This is a genomic window from Bacterioplanoides sp. SCSIO 12839, from assembly GCF_024397975.1.
Classification (GTDB): domain Bacteria; phylum Pseudomonadota; class Gammaproteobacteria; order Pseudomonadales; family Oceanobacteraceae; genus Bacterioplanoides.
This window is the reverse complement of sequence record NZ_CP073745.1, coordinates 267,385-282,783: the sequence shown is the minus strand read 5'-3', so window position 1 is coordinate 282,783 and position 15,399 is coordinate 267,385. Positions and strand designations below refer to the sequence as shown.

The 15,399-nt window shown below is 47.5% G+C and carries 14 protein-coding genes; 8 read left to right on the top strand and 6 right to left on the bottom strand.

The genetic code is table 11. The features are described 5' to 3' along the window. Nucleotides 1-25 precede the first annotated feature (25 nt). From KFF03_RS01375 to KFF03_RS01365, 3 genes are all read right to left on the bottom strand, one after another. The gene (locus KFF03_RS01375) at nucleotides 26-1,252 is read right to left on the bottom strand and encodes an acyl-CoA dehydrogenase family protein (RefSeq protein WP_255858486.1); all 1,227 of its coding nucleotides are present in this window, start codon (nucleotides 1,250-1,252) and stop codon (nucleotides 26-28) included. A gap of 185 nt (nucleotides 1,253-1,437) precedes the next feature. Continuing rightward, nucleotides 1,438-2,553 carry a PilT/PilU family type 4a pilus ATPase gene (locus tag KFF03_RS01370; RefSeq protein ID WP_255858485.1) on the bottom strand — a complete coding sequence of 372 codons (1,116 nt, stop codon included), beginning with the start codon at nucleotides 2,551-2,553 and terminating at the stop codon, nucleotides 1,438-1,440. A 47-nt stretch (nucleotides 2,554-2,600) separates the two neighbouring features. Next, nucleotides 2,601-3,635 (bottom strand): type IV pilus twitching motility protein PilT, encoded by a 1,035-nt coding sequence (locus tag KFF03_RS01365; RefSeq protein WP_255858484.1) that lies wholly within the window; start codon nucleotides 3,633-3,635, stop codon nucleotides 2,601-2,603. Nucleotides 3,636-3,913: 278 nt separating this feature from the next. Between KFF03_RS01365 and KFF03_RS01360 the strand changes: the two genes are divergently transcribed. The 3 genes from KFF03_RS01360 to KFF03_RS01350 all read left to right on the top strand — a co-directional run bounded on the left by KFF03_RS01360 (nucleotide 3,914) and on the right by KFF03_RS01350 (nucleotide 6,171). After that, nucleotides 3,914-4,600 (top strand): YggS family pyridoxal phosphate-dependent enzyme, encoded by a 687-nt coding sequence (locus KFF03_RS01360; RefSeq protein WP_255858483.1) that lies wholly within the window; start codon nucleotides 3,914-3,916, stop codon nucleotides 4,598-4,600. 85 nt (nucleotides 4,601-4,685) lie between these two features. Continuing rightward, nucleotides 4,686-5,504 (top strand): pyrroline-5-carboxylate reductase, encoded by an 819-nt coding sequence (proC, locus tag KFF03_RS01355; protein WP_255858482.1) that lies wholly within the window; start codon nucleotides 4,686-4,688, stop codon nucleotides 5,502-5,504. Nucleotides 5,505-5,577: 73 nt separating this feature from the next. Continuing rightward, nucleotides 5,578-6,171, top strand: coding sequence for a YggT family protein (locus KFF03_RS01350; protein ID WP_255858481.1), 594 nt, complete (start codon nucleotides 5,578-5,580; stop codon nucleotides 6,169-6,171). A gap of 142 nt (nucleotides 6,172-6,313) precedes the next feature. Here KFF03_RS01350 and KFF03_RS01345 read toward each other — a convergent pair whose 3' ends face one another. Next, on the bottom strand, nucleotides 6,314-8,302 hold the full coding sequence (locus KFF03_RS01345) for a DNA topoisomerase III (RefSeq protein WP_255858480.1): 1,989 nt from the start codon (nucleotides 8,300-8,302) through the stop codon (nucleotides 6,314-6,316). Between the two features lie 116 nt (nucleotides 8,303-8,418). On the opposite strand from KFF03_RS01345, the gene KFF03_RS01340 reads away from it, so the two are divergent. From KFF03_RS01340 to KFF03_RS01330, 3 genes are read left to right on the top strand one after another with little or no spacing between them, the layout of a single operon-like run. Continuing rightward, a complete protein-coding gene (locus tag KFF03_RS01340; protein WP_255858479.1) occupies nucleotides 8,419-9,039 on the top strand; it encodes a hypothetical protein in 621 nt (206 codons plus the stop codon). Between the two features lie 2 nt (nucleotides 9,040-9,041). Beyond that, nucleotides 9,042-9,725 (top strand): hypothetical protein, encoded by a 684-nt coding sequence (locus tag KFF03_RS01335; protein WP_255858478.1) that lies wholly within the window; start codon nucleotides 9,042-9,044, stop codon nucleotides 9,723-9,725. Between the two features lie 16 nt (nucleotides 9,726-9,741). Then, entirely contained in the window at nucleotides 9,742-11,298 is a 1,557-nt protein-coding gene (locus tag KFF03_RS01330; RefSeq protein WP_255858477.1) for a hypothetical protein, read from the top strand. 134 nt (nucleotides 11,299-11,432) lie between these two features. Here KFF03_RS01330 and KFF03_RS01325 read toward each other — a convergent pair whose 3' ends face one another. Both KFF03_RS01325 and KFF03_RS01320 read right to left on the bottom strand, forming a co-directional pair. Then, nucleotides 11,433-12,263, bottom strand: coding sequence for a glycosyltransferase (locus tag KFF03_RS01325; protein WP_255858476.1), 831 nt, complete (start codon nucleotides 12,261-12,263; stop codon nucleotides 11,433-11,435). Between the two features lie 58 nt (nucleotides 12,264-12,321). After that, a complete protein-coding gene (locus tag KFF03_RS01320) occupies nucleotides 12,322-13,293 on the bottom strand; it encodes a glycosyltransferase family 2 protein (RefSeq protein WP_255858475.1) in 972 nt (323 codons plus the stop codon). A 128-nt stretch (nucleotides 13,294-13,421) separates the two neighbouring features. On the opposite strand from KFF03_RS01320, the gene KFF03_RS01315 reads away from it, so the two are divergent. Both KFF03_RS01315 and KFF03_RS01310 read left to right on the top strand, forming a co-directional pair. Continuing rightward, nucleotides 13,422-14,429 carry a glycosyltransferase family 2 protein gene (locus KFF03_RS01315; RefSeq protein ID WP_255858474.1) on the top strand — a complete coding sequence of 336 codons (1,008 nt, stop codon included), beginning with the start codon at nucleotides 13,422-13,424 and terminating at the stop codon, nucleotides 14,427-14,429. Beyond that, entirely contained in the window at nucleotides 14,426-15,397 is a 972-nt protein-coding gene (locus KFF03_RS01310; RefSeq protein ID WP_255858473.1) for a glycosyltransferase family A protein, read from the top strand. The genes KFF03_RS01315 and KFF03_RS01310 overlap by 4 nt, the downstream gene beginning before the upstream one ends. The last annotated feature ends 2 nt before the right edge of the window (nucleotides 15,398-15,399 follow it).

Below are 15,399 nucleotides of genomic sequence, written 5' to 3'. Positions count from 1 at the left end.
ATTCCGTTTATGAAAGGCCGGTTAATTACGATTTTTCGGCAGCAAAACCACGATATTTGGCCAGTTCAAACTTGGCAATCAAACCACGATGCACTTCATCCGGGCCATCCGCCAGACGAATCGCCCGTGCAGCCATAAAAATAGCTGACAGCGGATAGTCATCGGATAAACCACCACCACCATGAATCTGCATGGCTGCATCGGCGATGGCCTGTGCCATATTCGGAGCAACCACTTTAATTTGCGAAATTTCACTCATAGCGGCCATTGCGCCAACGTTATCAATCATCCAGGCAGCTTTGAGTACCAGCAGACGTGCTTGCTCAATATTCATTCGGGCATTGGCAATAATGTCGCGGTTGCCACCCAGATTGGCCAACGGCTTACCAAACGCCACTCGGGATACGGCACGCTGACACATCAGCTCTAATGCGCGCTCAGCACCACCAATCATGCGCATGCAGTGGTGAATTCGGCCAGGGCCTAAGCGGCCCTGTGCAATCTCAAAGCCACGGCCCGGGCCGGCAATCACGTTCGACAATGGTACGCGCACATTGGTAAAGCTGATTTCACCATGGCCAAACGGCTCATCGTAATGACCAAACACCGGCAACATGCGCTCGATTTTTACCCCCGGCGCATCCATTGGGAATAACACCATCGAATGTTGTTGATGACGGTTTGCTTCCGGGTTGGTCAGCCCCATAAAAATACCGACTTTGCAGTTCGGGTGACCAATGCCGGTGCTCCACCACTTACGGCCATTTAATACAATTTCATCGCCTTCAACGACGGCTGTTGCTGCCATATTGGTAGCATCGGATGAAGCAACGTCCGGCTCCGTCATACAAAATGCAGAACGGATTTCACCGGCCATTAATGGCTTCAGCCATTGCTCCTGCTGTTCCGGCGTGCCGTATTTTTCAAGCACTTCCATATTGCCGGTGTCGGGGGCGTTACAGTTAAAAATTTCTGAGGCAATCTGAGAACGGCCCATCAATTCAGCCAGCGGTGCGTATTCCAGATTGCTCAGGCCTACGCCGTGTTCTTCATTTGGGAAAAACAGGTTCCACAAACCCGCGGCTTTGGCCTTGGCTTTCAGCTCTTCGATGACAGGCAACACCACCCATGAATTATCCAGACTATGCAGCTCACGCAGGTATTCGTCTTCGATTGGCTCAATTTCGGTCGCCATGAAGTCTTTGACGCGTTGAATGTACTCTTGCGCTTTAGCGGAATGTTGAAAATCCATAGTCTGAATCCTGTGAAGTAATCAAAAAGAGGGTTACGGATTTCACCGTAACGAATGGATTCAGTGTAGGGATTGGCTCGAAATGAAAGAAATGAATGTTTTGAATGTAAAACCATTCACCCGAAGAATAATATCGAACAGCGATTATTCTTCGGGCAACCGATTTTCAGCTAACAGAGATTCGGTTAATCCTGCAACCTTAGCTTAGAAGTCGCACTATCCAGCGAGTCCGCATCGGTTTCCGAGCCCAGTTTAATCATCAGACGCAGGTCGTTTGGTGAGTCCGCATGAGCAATGGCATCTTCATAAGTGATTTCACCCTGCTCGTATAACGCGTACAACGCCTGATCGTAGGTTTGCATGCCCACTTCGTTGGATTTACGCATCAGCGGTTTTAACTCGTGCACTTCACCTTTACGAATTAAATCCGACGCCAGCGGTGTATTAATTAACACTTCAATTACCGCCCGACGGCCACGGCCATCCGGGGTCGGAATTAATTGCTGGGCAACAATCGCTTTTAAGTTGAGCGATAAGTCCATCCAGATCTGACCGTGACGCTCCGACGGGAAGAAGTGAATCACCCGCTCCAGTGCCTGGTTAGCGTTATTGGAGTGCAAGGTCGCCAGACATAAGTGACCGGTTTCAGCGAAGGTAATGGCGTGCTCCATGGTGTCCGCCGAGCGCACCTCACCAATCATGATGACATCCGGAGCCTGACGCAGGCAGTTCTTCAGGCCAACCTCAAACGTCTCGGTATCCAGCCCCACTTCCCGCTGCGTGACAATGCAGCTTTCGTGTTGGTGAATAAATTCGATTGGGTCTTCAATGCTGAGAATATGCCCTTTGGAGTTGCGATTACGATAACCAATCATCGCCGCCAGCGAGGTCGATTTACCGGCACCGGTGGCACCAACAAATAAAATCAGGCCACGCTTAGACATCGACAAATCTTTGATAATGTCGGGCAAGCCAAGCTGATCCAGACTTGGAATCCGGGTTTCGATACGCCGCAGTACCATGCCAGCCACATTACGCTGATAAAACGCGGAGGCCCTGAAACGGCCAATACCACTGGCGTTGATGGCAAAGTTGAGTTCTTTTTTCTCTTCGAACTCGTCCTGCTGTTTGCTGTTCATCAAACCCAGAACAATATCCCGGGTTTGCTCAGCGCCCAGTGCGTTTTTGGTCAGCGGCATAATGCTGCCATGCACTTTCATCGACGGTGGAACGCCGGCTGTAATAAACAGATCTGAGGCGCCTTTTTCCACCATCAGGCGCAAAAACTTATCCATAGCCATGGAGAGTTACCTTTCTTATCTATCCTTATCTATATCCATCGTCAGCGTCAGAAGTTATCCGGCACTTTAGCTTTTTCACGGGCAGTATCGCGGGTAATCAGGCCTTTTTGCACCAGATTTTGTAACGATTGATCCATCGTGGTCATGCCATAGGCACCACCGGTCTGGATAGCAGAATACATCTGCGCCACTTTATCTTCACGAATCAGGTTACGAATCGCCGGAGTACCGACCATGATTTCGTGAGCCGCCACACGACCACCGCCACTTTTCTTCAGCAGTGTCTGAGAGATCACGCCCTGCAGAGATTCAGACAACATCGAACGCACCATGGCTTGTTCTTCGGACGGGAACACGTCAACAATCCGGTCAATGGTTTTAGCTGCCGAGCTGGTATGCAACGTACCAAACACCACGTGACCGGTTTCGGCTGCAGTTAACGCCAGACGGATGGTTTCCAGGTCTCGCATCTCGCCCACCAAAATCACATCTGGGTCTTCCCGCAGGGCAGAACGCAGCGCTTCGTTAAAGCCCAGGGTGTCACGGTGTACTTCCCGTTGGTTAATCAGGGATTTCTTCGATTCGTGCACAAATTCGATCGGATCTTCTACCGTCAGGATGTGGTAATACTTACTTTCGTTAATGTAATCCAGCATCGCCGCCAGCGTGGTCGACTTACCCGAACCGGTTGGTCCAGTTACCAGCACAATACCTTTATGGGTATCTGCCAGGTCTTTAAACACCTGACCCATGCCGAGCTGGTCCATGGTCAGTACTTTGGAAGGAATGGTCCGGAATACCGCGCCAGCACCACGGTTATGGTTAAAGGCGTTTACCCGGAAACGCGCCACGCCCGGCACTTCGAAGGAGAAGTCAGTCTCAAGGAATTCTTCAAAATCCTTACGCTGCTTATCGTTCATGATGTCATATACCAGACCGTGTACTTCTTTATGGCCCAGCGACGGCAGATTAATACGACGCACATCGCCGTCAACACGAATCATAGGGGGCAGGCCTGCCGACAGGTGTAAGTCGGACGCGCCTTGCTTCGCGCTGAACGCCAACAGTTCGGTAATATCCATTCACTTCTCCTCAGAAAAATCGTTTGGCCAGCAACAGCGCCTGGCCGATGGTCATCATAATACGGCAAAGTGACCAGGTTGTGTGTGTCGAGTTACTCACCAGCAACGTCTCCCAACCTGATCAGTGTTCTGCAATCACTCACAACGCCCTTGTAGCTGCAACGACATCTACAACAGCAACGACAAGCACTGACAATGTCATTGGCGCTGAGCGGTTTGCTTATATATCATCAGCCTAGCACCACAATTCAGTTTCATTGCTAAAACAAGCCTTTGTCATGTCTACTCTTGAACAACACTATCAGCAGGTTAGCCAGCGCTTACAACAAGCCTGTGATCAGTCCAAACGAGCACCTCAAACGGTCAAGCTGTTGGCGGTCAGCAAAACCAAACCCGCTACGATGGTTGAAACGATCTATCAGCAGGGCCAGCGCAGTTTTGGTGAAAACTATCTGCAGGATGCTCAGGAGAAGATTGACGCCCTGCAACATTTAACTGATATCGAATGGCACTTTATTGGCCCGATTCAGTCGAATAAAACACGGCCGATTGCCACCCACTTTCATTGGGCGGAGACGGTGTGTCGCGACAAGATCGCCCAGCGGCTGAATGATCAGCGCCCGGCTGATATGCCGCCGCTCAATGTACTGCTGCAAATCAACATCAGCGGTGAAGATCAGAAGGCCGGTATTCACCCAGATGAGGTCGATCAGCTGGCGGCATTGGTTGCACAGTTGCCCAACCTCTCATTACGTGGCGTGATGTGTATTCCGGAAAATACTCAGGATGATGCGGCGTTGGCGCAGCAGTTTCAGGCCATGCAGCGCCTGTTTCAGCGACTGCAACAGAGCTACTCATCGGTCGACACACTGTCGATGGGCATGTCGGCGGATATGGCCTTAGCGATTGCTTACGGCAGTACCGAAGTGCGCATCGGCACCGATATTTTTGGTGCCAGAAGCTGAATACGCTCTACACTCAGATACAAGATACAGATATCAGGTCGGCGTACTTCTCGAGTACTCCGGCCTGTCAATATAAGGAAAACCCATGACACAAATCGCATTTATTGGTGGTGGCAATATGGCCACCAGCATTATTGGTGGCTTAATCAAACAAGGCGAAGCGAACCCGGAGTTGGTACACGTCAGCGATCCAAATGCCGAGCAGGTGGCTCAGTTAAGTGGGCAGTTTGGCATTCAGGGTCATAACGATAACCAACAGGCGATTGCCAATGCCGACGTGGTGATTATGGCGGTTAAGCCGCAGGTGATGAAAGCGGTACTGGAGCCGTTAAAAGCCACCTTGAGCGCACGCCAGCCCATGCTGATTTCCATTGCCGCCGGCATTTCACTCGATTCTCTGGCGCAATGGAGTGGCTGTGATGCCATTGTGCGTTGTATGCCTAACACACCGTCCTTACTTGGCCTTGGCGCAACCGGCTTGTTCGCCACCGAACAGGTATCGCTGGATCAGCGCAATATTGCCGATTCCTTGTTACGCGCTGTAGGAATCAGCGTCTGGGTGCAGAGCGAAGCCGAGATTGATGCCGTAACAGCGGTATCCGGCAGTGGCCCGGCGTATTATTTCCTGTTGATGGAAGCCATGGTTGAAGCTGGTAAAAAACTCGGCCTGAGTGAAGAAACTGCCACCCAGTTAACCCTGCAAACGGCCCTTGGTGCTGGCAAAATGGCAATGGAATCCGATGTAAACCCGGCTGAGTTGCGTCGTCGTGTTACTTCGCCCGGCGGCACCACTGAACGTGCAATTCAGACCTTTGAGGCAGCTCATCTGCGTGACATTGTTGAAGCGGCGTTACAATCAGCCAATGATCGTGCTGGCGAGTTAAGCCAGGAGCTGGCAAATTAATCCGCTTGCTGGTATCAACGCGTTAACAACCATTAAGTCCAAACTCATATAAGCCAAACACAACGGAGTAAGCATGTCTGCTTTATCACAAGTTGGAATGTTATTAGTGAATACCATTGGCAGCATGGTGCTGTTAATTGTGATGCTGCGCTTTTTGCTGCAGCTGGTACGGGCTGATTTCTACAATCCGATTTCGCAGTTTATTGTGAAGTTTACCAACCCGATTCTGATTCCCATGCGTCGTATGGTTCCCAGCATTGCTGGCTTAGATACCGCGTCGTTATTGTTGGCTTACATCGTACAAGTGTTGGTGATGGTTGCCACTCTGATTGTTGCCGGTTCCGGACTGGCTCTGCCCTGGGCCAATATTCTGGTGTGGGCACTGATTGGTCTTCCAGCGCTGATTCTGAATGTGTATTTCTGGGGGTTAATCATTACCGTGATTGCCTCCTGGGTCGCGCCCAATTCCTACAACCCGGCGCTGATTTTAATCAATCAGATTCTGGAGCCAGTGGTGCGTCCGATTCGTGAAAAAATGCCGGACATGGGTGGCATTGATTTATCACCAATTGTGGTATTTCTGGTGATTCAGATTGTTGAGATTATGGTAATCCGCCAGTTAGCGGTGATAACGCAGATGCCTCGTGGCTTAGTGTTTGGCCTTTAACTTTTTTAAAACCAGCTGCGTTGCTGTTTCAGCGTTAAAAACAGACTCATAGTGCTCATTTATTATTTATAAACTGCGCTTCTTCGTCTGTTTTTGCCTTGAATCAGCGACCTCGCAAACGTTTTAAATTTCACCAAAATAGTTAGCCAACCTTTTTACGCGGCGCACTTTTTCCGGTTTTACGGGTTGAGCTGCGCCGTTTTCGTTGGTAACCCCCTTTTGGTTTTTCCATTTTAATACCGGATAAGCCACTGATATCCAGCCCACGGGCATCGTCCACCAGCTGATACAACTCCTGCTGTAATGGCTGCATAAAACTCTGATAATTCAGCTGACGCTCGCTAATAGCATTCAGTTGTTGCTCCCATAAGGCGGTGCGATCCGGCAGTGTGGTAGAAGCGGGTAATACCCGAATCAGAGCCTTCCCCAATTCGGTGGCGCGAATTTGTTTGCCTTCGCGGCGCAAAAACTGACGGGTAAATAACAGTTCAATAATGCTGGCGCGGGTGGCTTCGGTGCCCAAACCGTCGGTTTCTTTTAATACCTTTTGTAATTCTTTATCCGAGACAAAACGATTAATGCCCGTCATCGCAGCCAGCAAGGTGGCATCGGTAAAATGTGTTGGCGGTTGAGTGTGTTTATGAGCGATTTGTCCTTCATGGCACCACAACGCCTGCCCTTGAGTGAGTGGCGGCAACTGGGTCTGATTATGCGGATCATTTTGCTCGTCATCGCCAGACGTGTTTGTTTTTGCCGATGCTTTTTGAGGCATCGCCTGCTTCCAGCCAGGTTTTAATATCTCGCGAGCGTTAGCGCGAAATAAACCACTAGCGATACGAATATCCACTTTGGTATCGGCATATTCAAACGCCGGATAAAACTGCAAACAATACTGGCGCGCAATTAAGCGATAAACGCCCTGTTCCCATTTACCAAGCTTCTCCAGTGAGGTCTGTTTCGCAGTTGGAATAATGGCATGGTGAGCATCCACCTTGGCATCGTTCCAGGCTTTGCTGCGTAACGAAAAGTCGGCATTAGCGACCACCGCAGCCAGCTCACTGGAGTTATTCTGAATCGCAGATGATACCGCCGGAATATCACTCAGATGCTCTTTGGGTAAATAACGGCAATCGGATCTTGGGTAGGTGATCAGTTGGTGTTTTTCATACAACGCCTGACACACATCCAGTACCTGCTTAGCACTCATGCTCAGTGCTTTGGCGGCATCAATCTGTAATGCGGATAAATTGTAGGGCAGCGGTGCAAACTGCTTTTTCTCATTACGCTGAATCGCTTCCACCACGGCAGGTTGCTGCTGAATACGCTGGGCGACGTTTTGCGCCAGCTTCAGATTTAATACCCGACCTTCTTCATCCTGATGCGTGGCACAGGCCTCGCTGGGAAGCCACTTAGCGCTAAATGAAGTAGCTTGATCGGGCGTTAATGCAAGCTGAGCGAACACCTCGTAAAACGGCTTGGAAACAAAGTCGGCAATGTCTTCATCCCGGCGTACCACCAGACCCAACACCGGTGTTTGCACCCGCCCAACGGATAACACTGAGTTAATCCCAGCCTGCCGACCTTTAATACTAAAGCCACGGGTCAGATTAATACCGTACAGCCAATCCGCCCGGGAGCGTGCCAGCGCCGACACCGATAACGCGGCAAAGCCACTGTTCGGCCGTAAACCATTTAAGGCTTTTTTTACTGCGTTTGGGTTAAGGTCAGAAATTAAGCAACGCTGAATCTGCTGCTTACGGGTTTTTGAGACCTTAAGGAAATCGAACACTTCATCAACCAATAGCTGCCCTTCCCGATCCGGATCGCCCGCATGCACCAGCTGATCGGCTTCTTTCACCAGCTTACGTAATACCGACAGCTGTTTTCGGGTTTTCGGTTTTGCCTGTAGCTGCCACTGCTCAGGCACAATAGGTAGGTGATCCAGTCGCCATTGTTTGTACGCCGGGTCATAAGCATCTGGTTCAGCCTGCTCCAGTAAATGACCAATACACCAGCTGACCACATCACCATTGGCGGCACGAATAAACCCTTCGCCTTTATGGTGGGGCTTGGGTAATACCGCGGCAATCGCACGGCCTAAACTGGGTTTTTCAGCAACAAAAAGTCTCATGGCACCAATTTCTACGAAGACTGGTTAACTGTATATAAAAACAGTGTCTAATAAAAGCCTAGACCAATGCCAGAGGATCGGTAGAATCAATAAAAACTCATCGAAAGGAGCTCGCAGTGTCGAATTTTTCAGGAAAAGCTTATGGCATGAATGTCATCACTCCATTGCGGTGGTGGACAGCCATCTGGCAAAAAGTCATTTTCTGGTATGTTGTGTTCACCTTTCCGCGGTATCTGAAAGGGTTATTGACCTTATCTCTGATTCACTACGCCCGCTGGACCATTATCAACCGCTGGTCGTTTCCGCATCTGGATAAGTCTCAGCCTAAAGAAAAGCTTCACTACAGCTATATGTTGTTTGAGAGTAACTTTAACGGCAGTTGGGACCAATATATCGACTCCTTTTCATTTGCGATTCCATCGGGCCTGGATATGTTCTGGCGCTGGAATATCAAATATCCGAAATCCATTCCGCTGCACGATTTTTACAATTACATTCGCTTTAATCAGGTCGAAACCAATCATTACTACAACGCCTATCCGCTAGCGGCTTCCAATGACGTGAAAAGTGCACAAACCTTATTTGAAGGATTGAATGAACTGGCGCAGCAGGTTGACGAATTATCCGACGATGAGTTTATGGCTACATATAACAACTTCCTGGCGGATCATCAGGAGTCACTCGGCAGTATGGGCGTTGGCCCGGTTATGACATTAAACCCAGTTAAGGAAGCATAAACATGGCAAATACATTTGGCGACTCTTATGGTTTAACCTGTTTGTGCCCAATTCAAAACGGACAGTGTGAGGCTAACGACGATAACAGTTTTGATCTGGCATCCTATGATAAAATTACACGACGCCGATTGCAGACCTTACCTCAGAATGAACAAAGTCCATTTGCCAAAATACCAAATACCTATTTTGCGCGCTTATTCATTTTAAACGATGTTTTTTTTGAACAAGGAAATGATGTTAAACGTGATCATCTGAAATCCAAATACCTGGTCTTCACCTCCAACTTTCATGGAGAATTAGAAACTTACCTTGAGGGTATGTGGCACAACGCAGAATCTGAAATTCGTAATATATGGCAGTATGCGGTCGGTTTTGAGCGGGTTAACAATGCTGCTTCATTCATTGATTACATTAAAAAATGCCAATTAAAAACAACACTGTTTTTTAATGGCTCAAATGATAAGTCCCTGAAACAGCAACTAAAATCGCTGTATGTAAAACAAGCTTTTAGTGAGTTCGTGTTATTAAACCAGGGTAAGAATGCAGCGACTTTAAAAGCTGAATTCAAAGCATTTCTGGAGCAGATACAACTCAACAATCTGGATTCACCGAGCTGGCGACCTGGACAGACCCGATTAACAGAAGCCTCTTATTCCATCCCGACCACAACTCCAGAAAATTCATAAGCCAAAGGATTGCATCATGACGACCAACCGACCACTGGATTTATACGATATTCAGGGAAATATCTGCAAAGGCTACGGCCGTTTTGGCTTTCCAAAAGCACGTTACTTTTTTCTGGAGTTTCACCACCCAAAGCGGGCACAGCACTTTCTCAAGCAACTGGTACCATTAATAACCACGGCAGAACGCTGGGCACATAAAGACCACCCAGCCCCGGAAGAAAAACCCACCATCACCACCAATATCGGCTTCACATTCTCGGGCTTACAAGCACTTGAGTTACCTGAACTGTCGCTCAGAGGCTTTCCCGTCGAATTTCAAATGGGCATGCGAGAAAGAAAAGCCATCCTTGGTGATGATGGTCCCAGTGATCCACAACATTGGGACCCGGTCTGGCAGGGAGAGCATGTTCATGCCTGGGTTTCAATTAATGCCCAGAATGAAGAAGCGTTGCAGCAACATTACCTGAAAATTGAGCAGCTGATTTCAGAAAGCCAAAGCGGCGTATCAATTCGTCCGGGTCACAAAGGGCCTAATGGGGAATTGCTTCCTTATCAGGACGCCTCTGCAGTGTACGAAAATGGCAAACCCGGCCCCAAAGAACACTTCGGCTTTACCGATGGTATTGGTAACCCGTATTTTGAAGGCTGTGGTAACGATCTAAGCCGCCTGCCTGGCCGTGGAAAGTTAACCCGGGATGGTAACTGGGTTCCTCTGGCAACCGGGGAATTTATCCTTGGACATGTCGATGAAGCTCAGGAATACCCACCAGCCCCAACGCCTAAATTACTGGCGTTAAATGGTACTTTTATGGTGTACCGGAAGCTGCACGAAAACGTAAAAACCTTTCAGGATTACGTCGATAATCTGGCAAAAGATTTTGATGGCAGTAAAGAATTGTTAATGGCGAAATTTGCCGGGCGCTGGGCAGATAACGGTGCTCCGCTGGTATTAGCCCCTGATGATCGGAGTAAAGCCGAGTTAGATAAAACGCTGGCCGAGTTAACCACCCAAGCCAACAACGGCGATCAATGCGCTGCCGGGCAATTAAAGGCCCTGAAACAGAAGTGGATTGATTTCACTTACGACGATGATAAATCGGGGGCAAAGTGTCCGGTTGGCGCTCATATCCGCAGAACCAATACCCGAGGCTCACTGGAAACAGAAAAAGAAGCCTTTAACAGCAAAGGAGCACTGGTTGATCGTCGCCGCTTAATGCGACGAGGATTGCCTTATGGTGGCCATGACGAACTGACGGATGACAACAGTGAACAAGGCATCATCTTTATGTGCATTGGCGCCAGCATTGAGCGCCAGTTCGAATTTGTGCAGCAACAATGGGTGAACTACTCCAACGACTTTAAGCTGGGCAATGATAAGGATGTGTTCCTCGGCAACCATAATGGCCAGTTAACCGATAAAGCGATTATTCAGGCTGAACCGGGCAGTGGTAAAGCACCGTTCTTCTGCACTCACCTACCCCGGTTTGTTGAGACTCGAGGCGGTGATTATTTCTTTATTCCAAGTATTACGGCGCTGGAGATGATTGCTCAAGGGATTGTTGATCCGGCATAATTTTAATTCTGGTTAAAAAGAGCCAAGAAAAGGATATTGGCGCAATGCATTTAGCAATGCAGCGCCAACTATTCTATGCATGCTGACCGGCCCAAACAAACTATTTGGCGGCCTTCAACAAAAAACGGAGAAACCTAAAACCAAAGCCACTTGTGGCGCCGATAGAACTTTAAAGCCGAAGATGCAAATAACATAATATGCCAAATACCTTTACGCGCGGCATAACCTCCATGATGGACTATTTTCATAGCAGGGAAATAAACGATATCTCCTATTTTTCCGATCCGCAGCGACAAGTCAAAATCCTCGAAGTACAGAAAATAGTCTTTATCAAACCCCTCAACCTGACGCAACGCCGATGTTGACATTAACATGCAGCAACCACTAACAATATCCACCCCTGAAACTGGCTCTGCGGAAGAAAGTAAATCGTGCATTTCATAGCGAGCTAAACGCTTACGAAAACGACGTTTAAGCCACTTAGGTCCAAACCCCCTAAGGAATAAGTCAAAGATCGCTGGGTATCGCTTACATAGTGAAAGCTGGAGATCATTACCATCAACGCCACTAGGACTCACCAACACGACTCCCTGATTAACGTTCATGTAGTGCAGTCCTTGATAGATCGCGTCTTCATTCAGCATGACATCCGGATTAAGCACCAGACTAAAATCAGACTGACTATATTCAAGAGCAAGATTATGCCCTTTACCGTAACCTAAATTACGCCCTACAGAACTCACCGACAGATCTTCAAAGATTCCGCTACAATGGTCCCGAAGAAATTCCTCAGCTTGACGTAAATTGTTCTGCCCTTGATAGTCATTTTCTATAACTATCAAACTGCATTTCAGAGCTTTATACTTATTTTGGGCGTATTCAACCGCCCTTACTAAAGATTGAAGTGCTCCAATAAACAAAATAGGGTCAGAACGATAGGTAACAATCGAAATAGTTAAAAGCACTTAATCTCCACATAAACAAGATCGGTTAAATAACCACACATTACAGCTAACCGCCCTGTTACTCAGCACCGCGATAAGTCAGTACCTCAATCCATAAAACCAAGTTTCTCAACATGCCATGCTTACGCAGACGAGTAAACATCATGAATCGCAATCGTTGGTACACAGTAAGATTACCCAGGTCAGCTAAAAACTGCACAACAGTAACATGACCCCGTCCTGACGATACCTTGCTAAGCGCCTCAGCCTGTGCCGCCAGCTGTGTCAGACTGACGCGCTTGTCATCGCCTCGCAACTTGGCAAACAACAACCCCGCCACATACTGAACCCCATAACGTTTGGCACCAACGACGTTATCACTATGCTGCCGGTAACCAACCAATGGGGCTGCCAAGTACTCTATCCTGCCAAAATGGGAAGCCAATAAAGCCAACCACCAGTCATGCATCAATGCAGCTGATGGTATTGGATAGGCAAGTTTAGCCAAGGCTACGTTAAAGGCTGCAGTGCAACCAGTAACTGTATTTTGAACTAATAGATTTTCAACCCGGTTAGCATAGGGGTTAAGTTTCTGCATATCCATGAAGGAATCAGATAAAACCTCACCATTACCATCAATCACTTGTAAGTCTGAATGGATCAATACCGGCAACTGCGCTGACCCAATGCTCTTATATGCTTCAAGGGTTAAGCGCAACTTTTCAGGCATCCAGCAATCATCCTGGTCAGCGCACATGATTAAGTCGTCAATGCCTGCTAATTCTATTGCTTTGCCGATAAGAGTAGAGAAACTGCAAACAACTCCGACGTTGTCACCACGTTCAACCATGAAATAATCAGAAAATTGCTCTGAATACTGATCAAGAACCTCTGGGGTACTATCCGTTGAGCCATCATCTCTAACTAAGATACGGATATTTTTATAGCTTTGTTCAAGTATCGAATCTAACAGCTCCGGCAGATATTTAGCACCGTTCCAAGTAGATAAAAGAACCCAGACTATTGGGCCATTTTCAACGTCATTACTCACTATTATCTCAACTTGACACCCGTGTTGAAGCTATATATTGTAGCTTTTTTAAGGCTATCGTAGCCACTCCATTATATCGATTAAAAGTAAGCGTCTGGAAGTTGCAGGCCTTCAACTTCGCATTCAGAATGACCAAAACTTCTTCACTTTTCTTCAAAAGAGCTATCCGAAAGATTATCGGAAAGCCCAAACTTTCCCTGATTGTCATTGTTTACAAGATGCCGGAGCAAGCTAAGAAAACCTTGCTTAGCCTATCTAATAGTTATCAGCGTGGTGTTTTCCCCGAAGACTACGAGGTCATTGTTGTAGAAAACTCGTCGAGTGATGAACTGGGGGCAGACTATATCAATACCCTTGAGGGCAACTTTCGTTACTTCTACCGAGAGGAATCACTGCCAACCCCTGTGTTCGCCATTAATTTTGGCGCTGAAAAGGCCAAAGGATCAACCATAGGGATCATTATTGATGGTGCCAGAATGGCCTCACCTGGCTTGGTCTATCACATATTAAAAGCCAGGAATATCTCTAAAAACGCAGTTGTCGCTGCTCCTGGTTATCACATTGGGGACCAACTACAACAATGGGCTGTGGCTTCAGGTTACGATGAATCGGCCGAGGAAGAACTTTTAGCGAGCATAGAATGGCCCAAATACGGTTATAAGCTTTTCGATATCAGCGTATTAAGTGGCTCTTGCTCTGCTGGTAGCTTACGACCCGTATGTGAAAGCAACTGCTTTTGTATACCCCGCCATATATGGAAGCAAGAAAAAGGAATGGATCCCCGCTTTACTGAAACGGGTGGCGGCCAGGCAAATTTAGATCTTTACAAGCGCATTTGTGAGAGGCCGGACACTGAACTGATTGTTCTTCCTGGTGAAGGGACATTTCACCAATATCATGGTGGTGTCACAACCGGCGGCACATCGGAAGAGGACCGCGAAATTGTAATGCAGGCTCACTTTGACCAGTACAAATCAATTAGGGGAGAATATTATAAAGCTCCTCAAGTGAAGCCCACATTATTCGGTGATATTCCCAAAGAAGCACTAAGGTTTTTAAAATATTCTGCAAGCAGCGCTCTTGGGAAAGATGAAATAGCAAAAACTCGCCCGGTAGTAGGTCTTAAACGGCGATGACAACTCCTTTAATATCTATAATCGTCGTGGGTTACAAAATGAAGCAACAGCTTCATAACACTCTCTGTAGCCTGAAAAGCACATATCAAAGAAATGTTGACCCGGATGATTATGAAGTAATCGTTGTGGAGAATTCGTCTGACGATAACTTTGCGCCCACCGACGTCAGTAAGGAGTATGGCAGCAATTTCCGTTACTTCCTCCGTCAGGAAACCAGCCAATCACCAGTTCCAGCAGTAAACTTTGCATTCGAACAGTGCCAGGGGCAATACATCGGCCTCATTATTGATGGAGCCCGAATGCTTTCCCCAGGCGTTATTCACTACGTTAAAATGGCTACGCAAGTATCAGTTAACTCCATCGTAGCTGTGCCTGGTTATCATATCGGAGAAAGCGAACATCATTTAACAGAGCCTGGATACTCTGTAGAGTTTGAGCAAAATCTATTAAAGCAGGCAGAATGGCAAGAAAACGGATATCGCCTATTCAAGGTATCGACGTTCAGTGGAGCGAATGCACGTGGTTATCTTCAGCCTATGATGGAATGTAACTGCATTTTCGCATCAAAAATTAATTTTGATACCATCGGAAGAGCAGATACTCGCTTTACCCTTAGAGGAGGTGGCTCGATAAACCTCCATATATATAGATCTTTAATCAATATTCCTGATACTCAATTTTTCGTCTTACCTGGGGAGGGATCATTTCATCAATATCATGGTGGAGTGACAACATCACACAGCACGGATCGAGAAAAGGAGCTGGCTTCTTTCAATTCTCAATTGAAATCAATATGGGGTAACTCGGGAACCATTCGCCGCAACCCTATTATGCTGGGCAGCATAGATGCTAACGCTCTTAATTTTTTAGAACAATCGGCCCATACTGCCCAAAAAAGAGCAGCCAGATTAGGTGATGACTCTCAAATTCTATGGCCTGACGATTATCATCAAATCACAAGCGAATAACC

Coding starts and splice junctions, on each gene's coding strand:
- KFF03_RS01370 (WP_255858485.1), bottom strand. CDS start 2,553: ATGGCTATGGATAAGTTTTTGCGCCTGATGGTGGAAAAAGGCGCCTCA.
- KFF03_RS01345 (WP_255858480.1), bottom strand. CDS start 8,302: ATGAGACTTTTTGTTGCTGAAAAACCCAGTTTAGGCCGTGCGATTGCC.
- proC (WP_255858482.1), top strand. CDS start 4,686: ATGACACAAATCGCATTTATTGGTGGTGGCAATATGGCCACCAGCATT.
- KFF03_RS01330 (WP_255858477.1), top strand. CDS start 9,742: ATGACGACCAACCGACCACTGGATTTATACGATATTCAGGGAAATATC.
- KFF03_RS01375 (WP_255858486.1), bottom strand. CDS start 1,252: ATGGATTTTCAACATTCCGCTAAAGCGCAAGAGTACATTCAACGCGTC.
- KFF03_RS01315 (WP_255858474.1), top strand. CDS start 13,422: ATGACCAAAACTTCTTCACTTTTCTTCAAAAGAGCTATCCGAAAGATT.
- KFF03_RS01360 (WP_255858483.1), top strand. CDS start 3,914: ATGTCTACTCTTGAACAACACTATCAGCAGGTTAGCCAGCGCTTACAA.
- KFF03_RS01365 (WP_255858484.1), bottom strand. CDS start 3,635: ATGGATATTACCGAACTGTTGGCGTTCAGCGCGAAGCAAGGCGCGTCC.
- KFF03_RS01335 (WP_255858478.1), top strand. CDS start 9,042: ATGGCAAATACATTTGGCGACTCTTATGGTTTAACCTGTTTGTGCCCA.
- KFF03_RS01310 (WP_255858473.1), top strand. CDS start 14,426: ATGACAACTCCTTTAATATCTATAATCGTCGTGGGTTACAAAATGAAG.
- KFF03_RS01350 (WP_255858481.1), top strand. CDS start 5,578: ATGTCTGCTTTATCACAAGTTGGAATGTTATTAGTGAATACCATTGGC.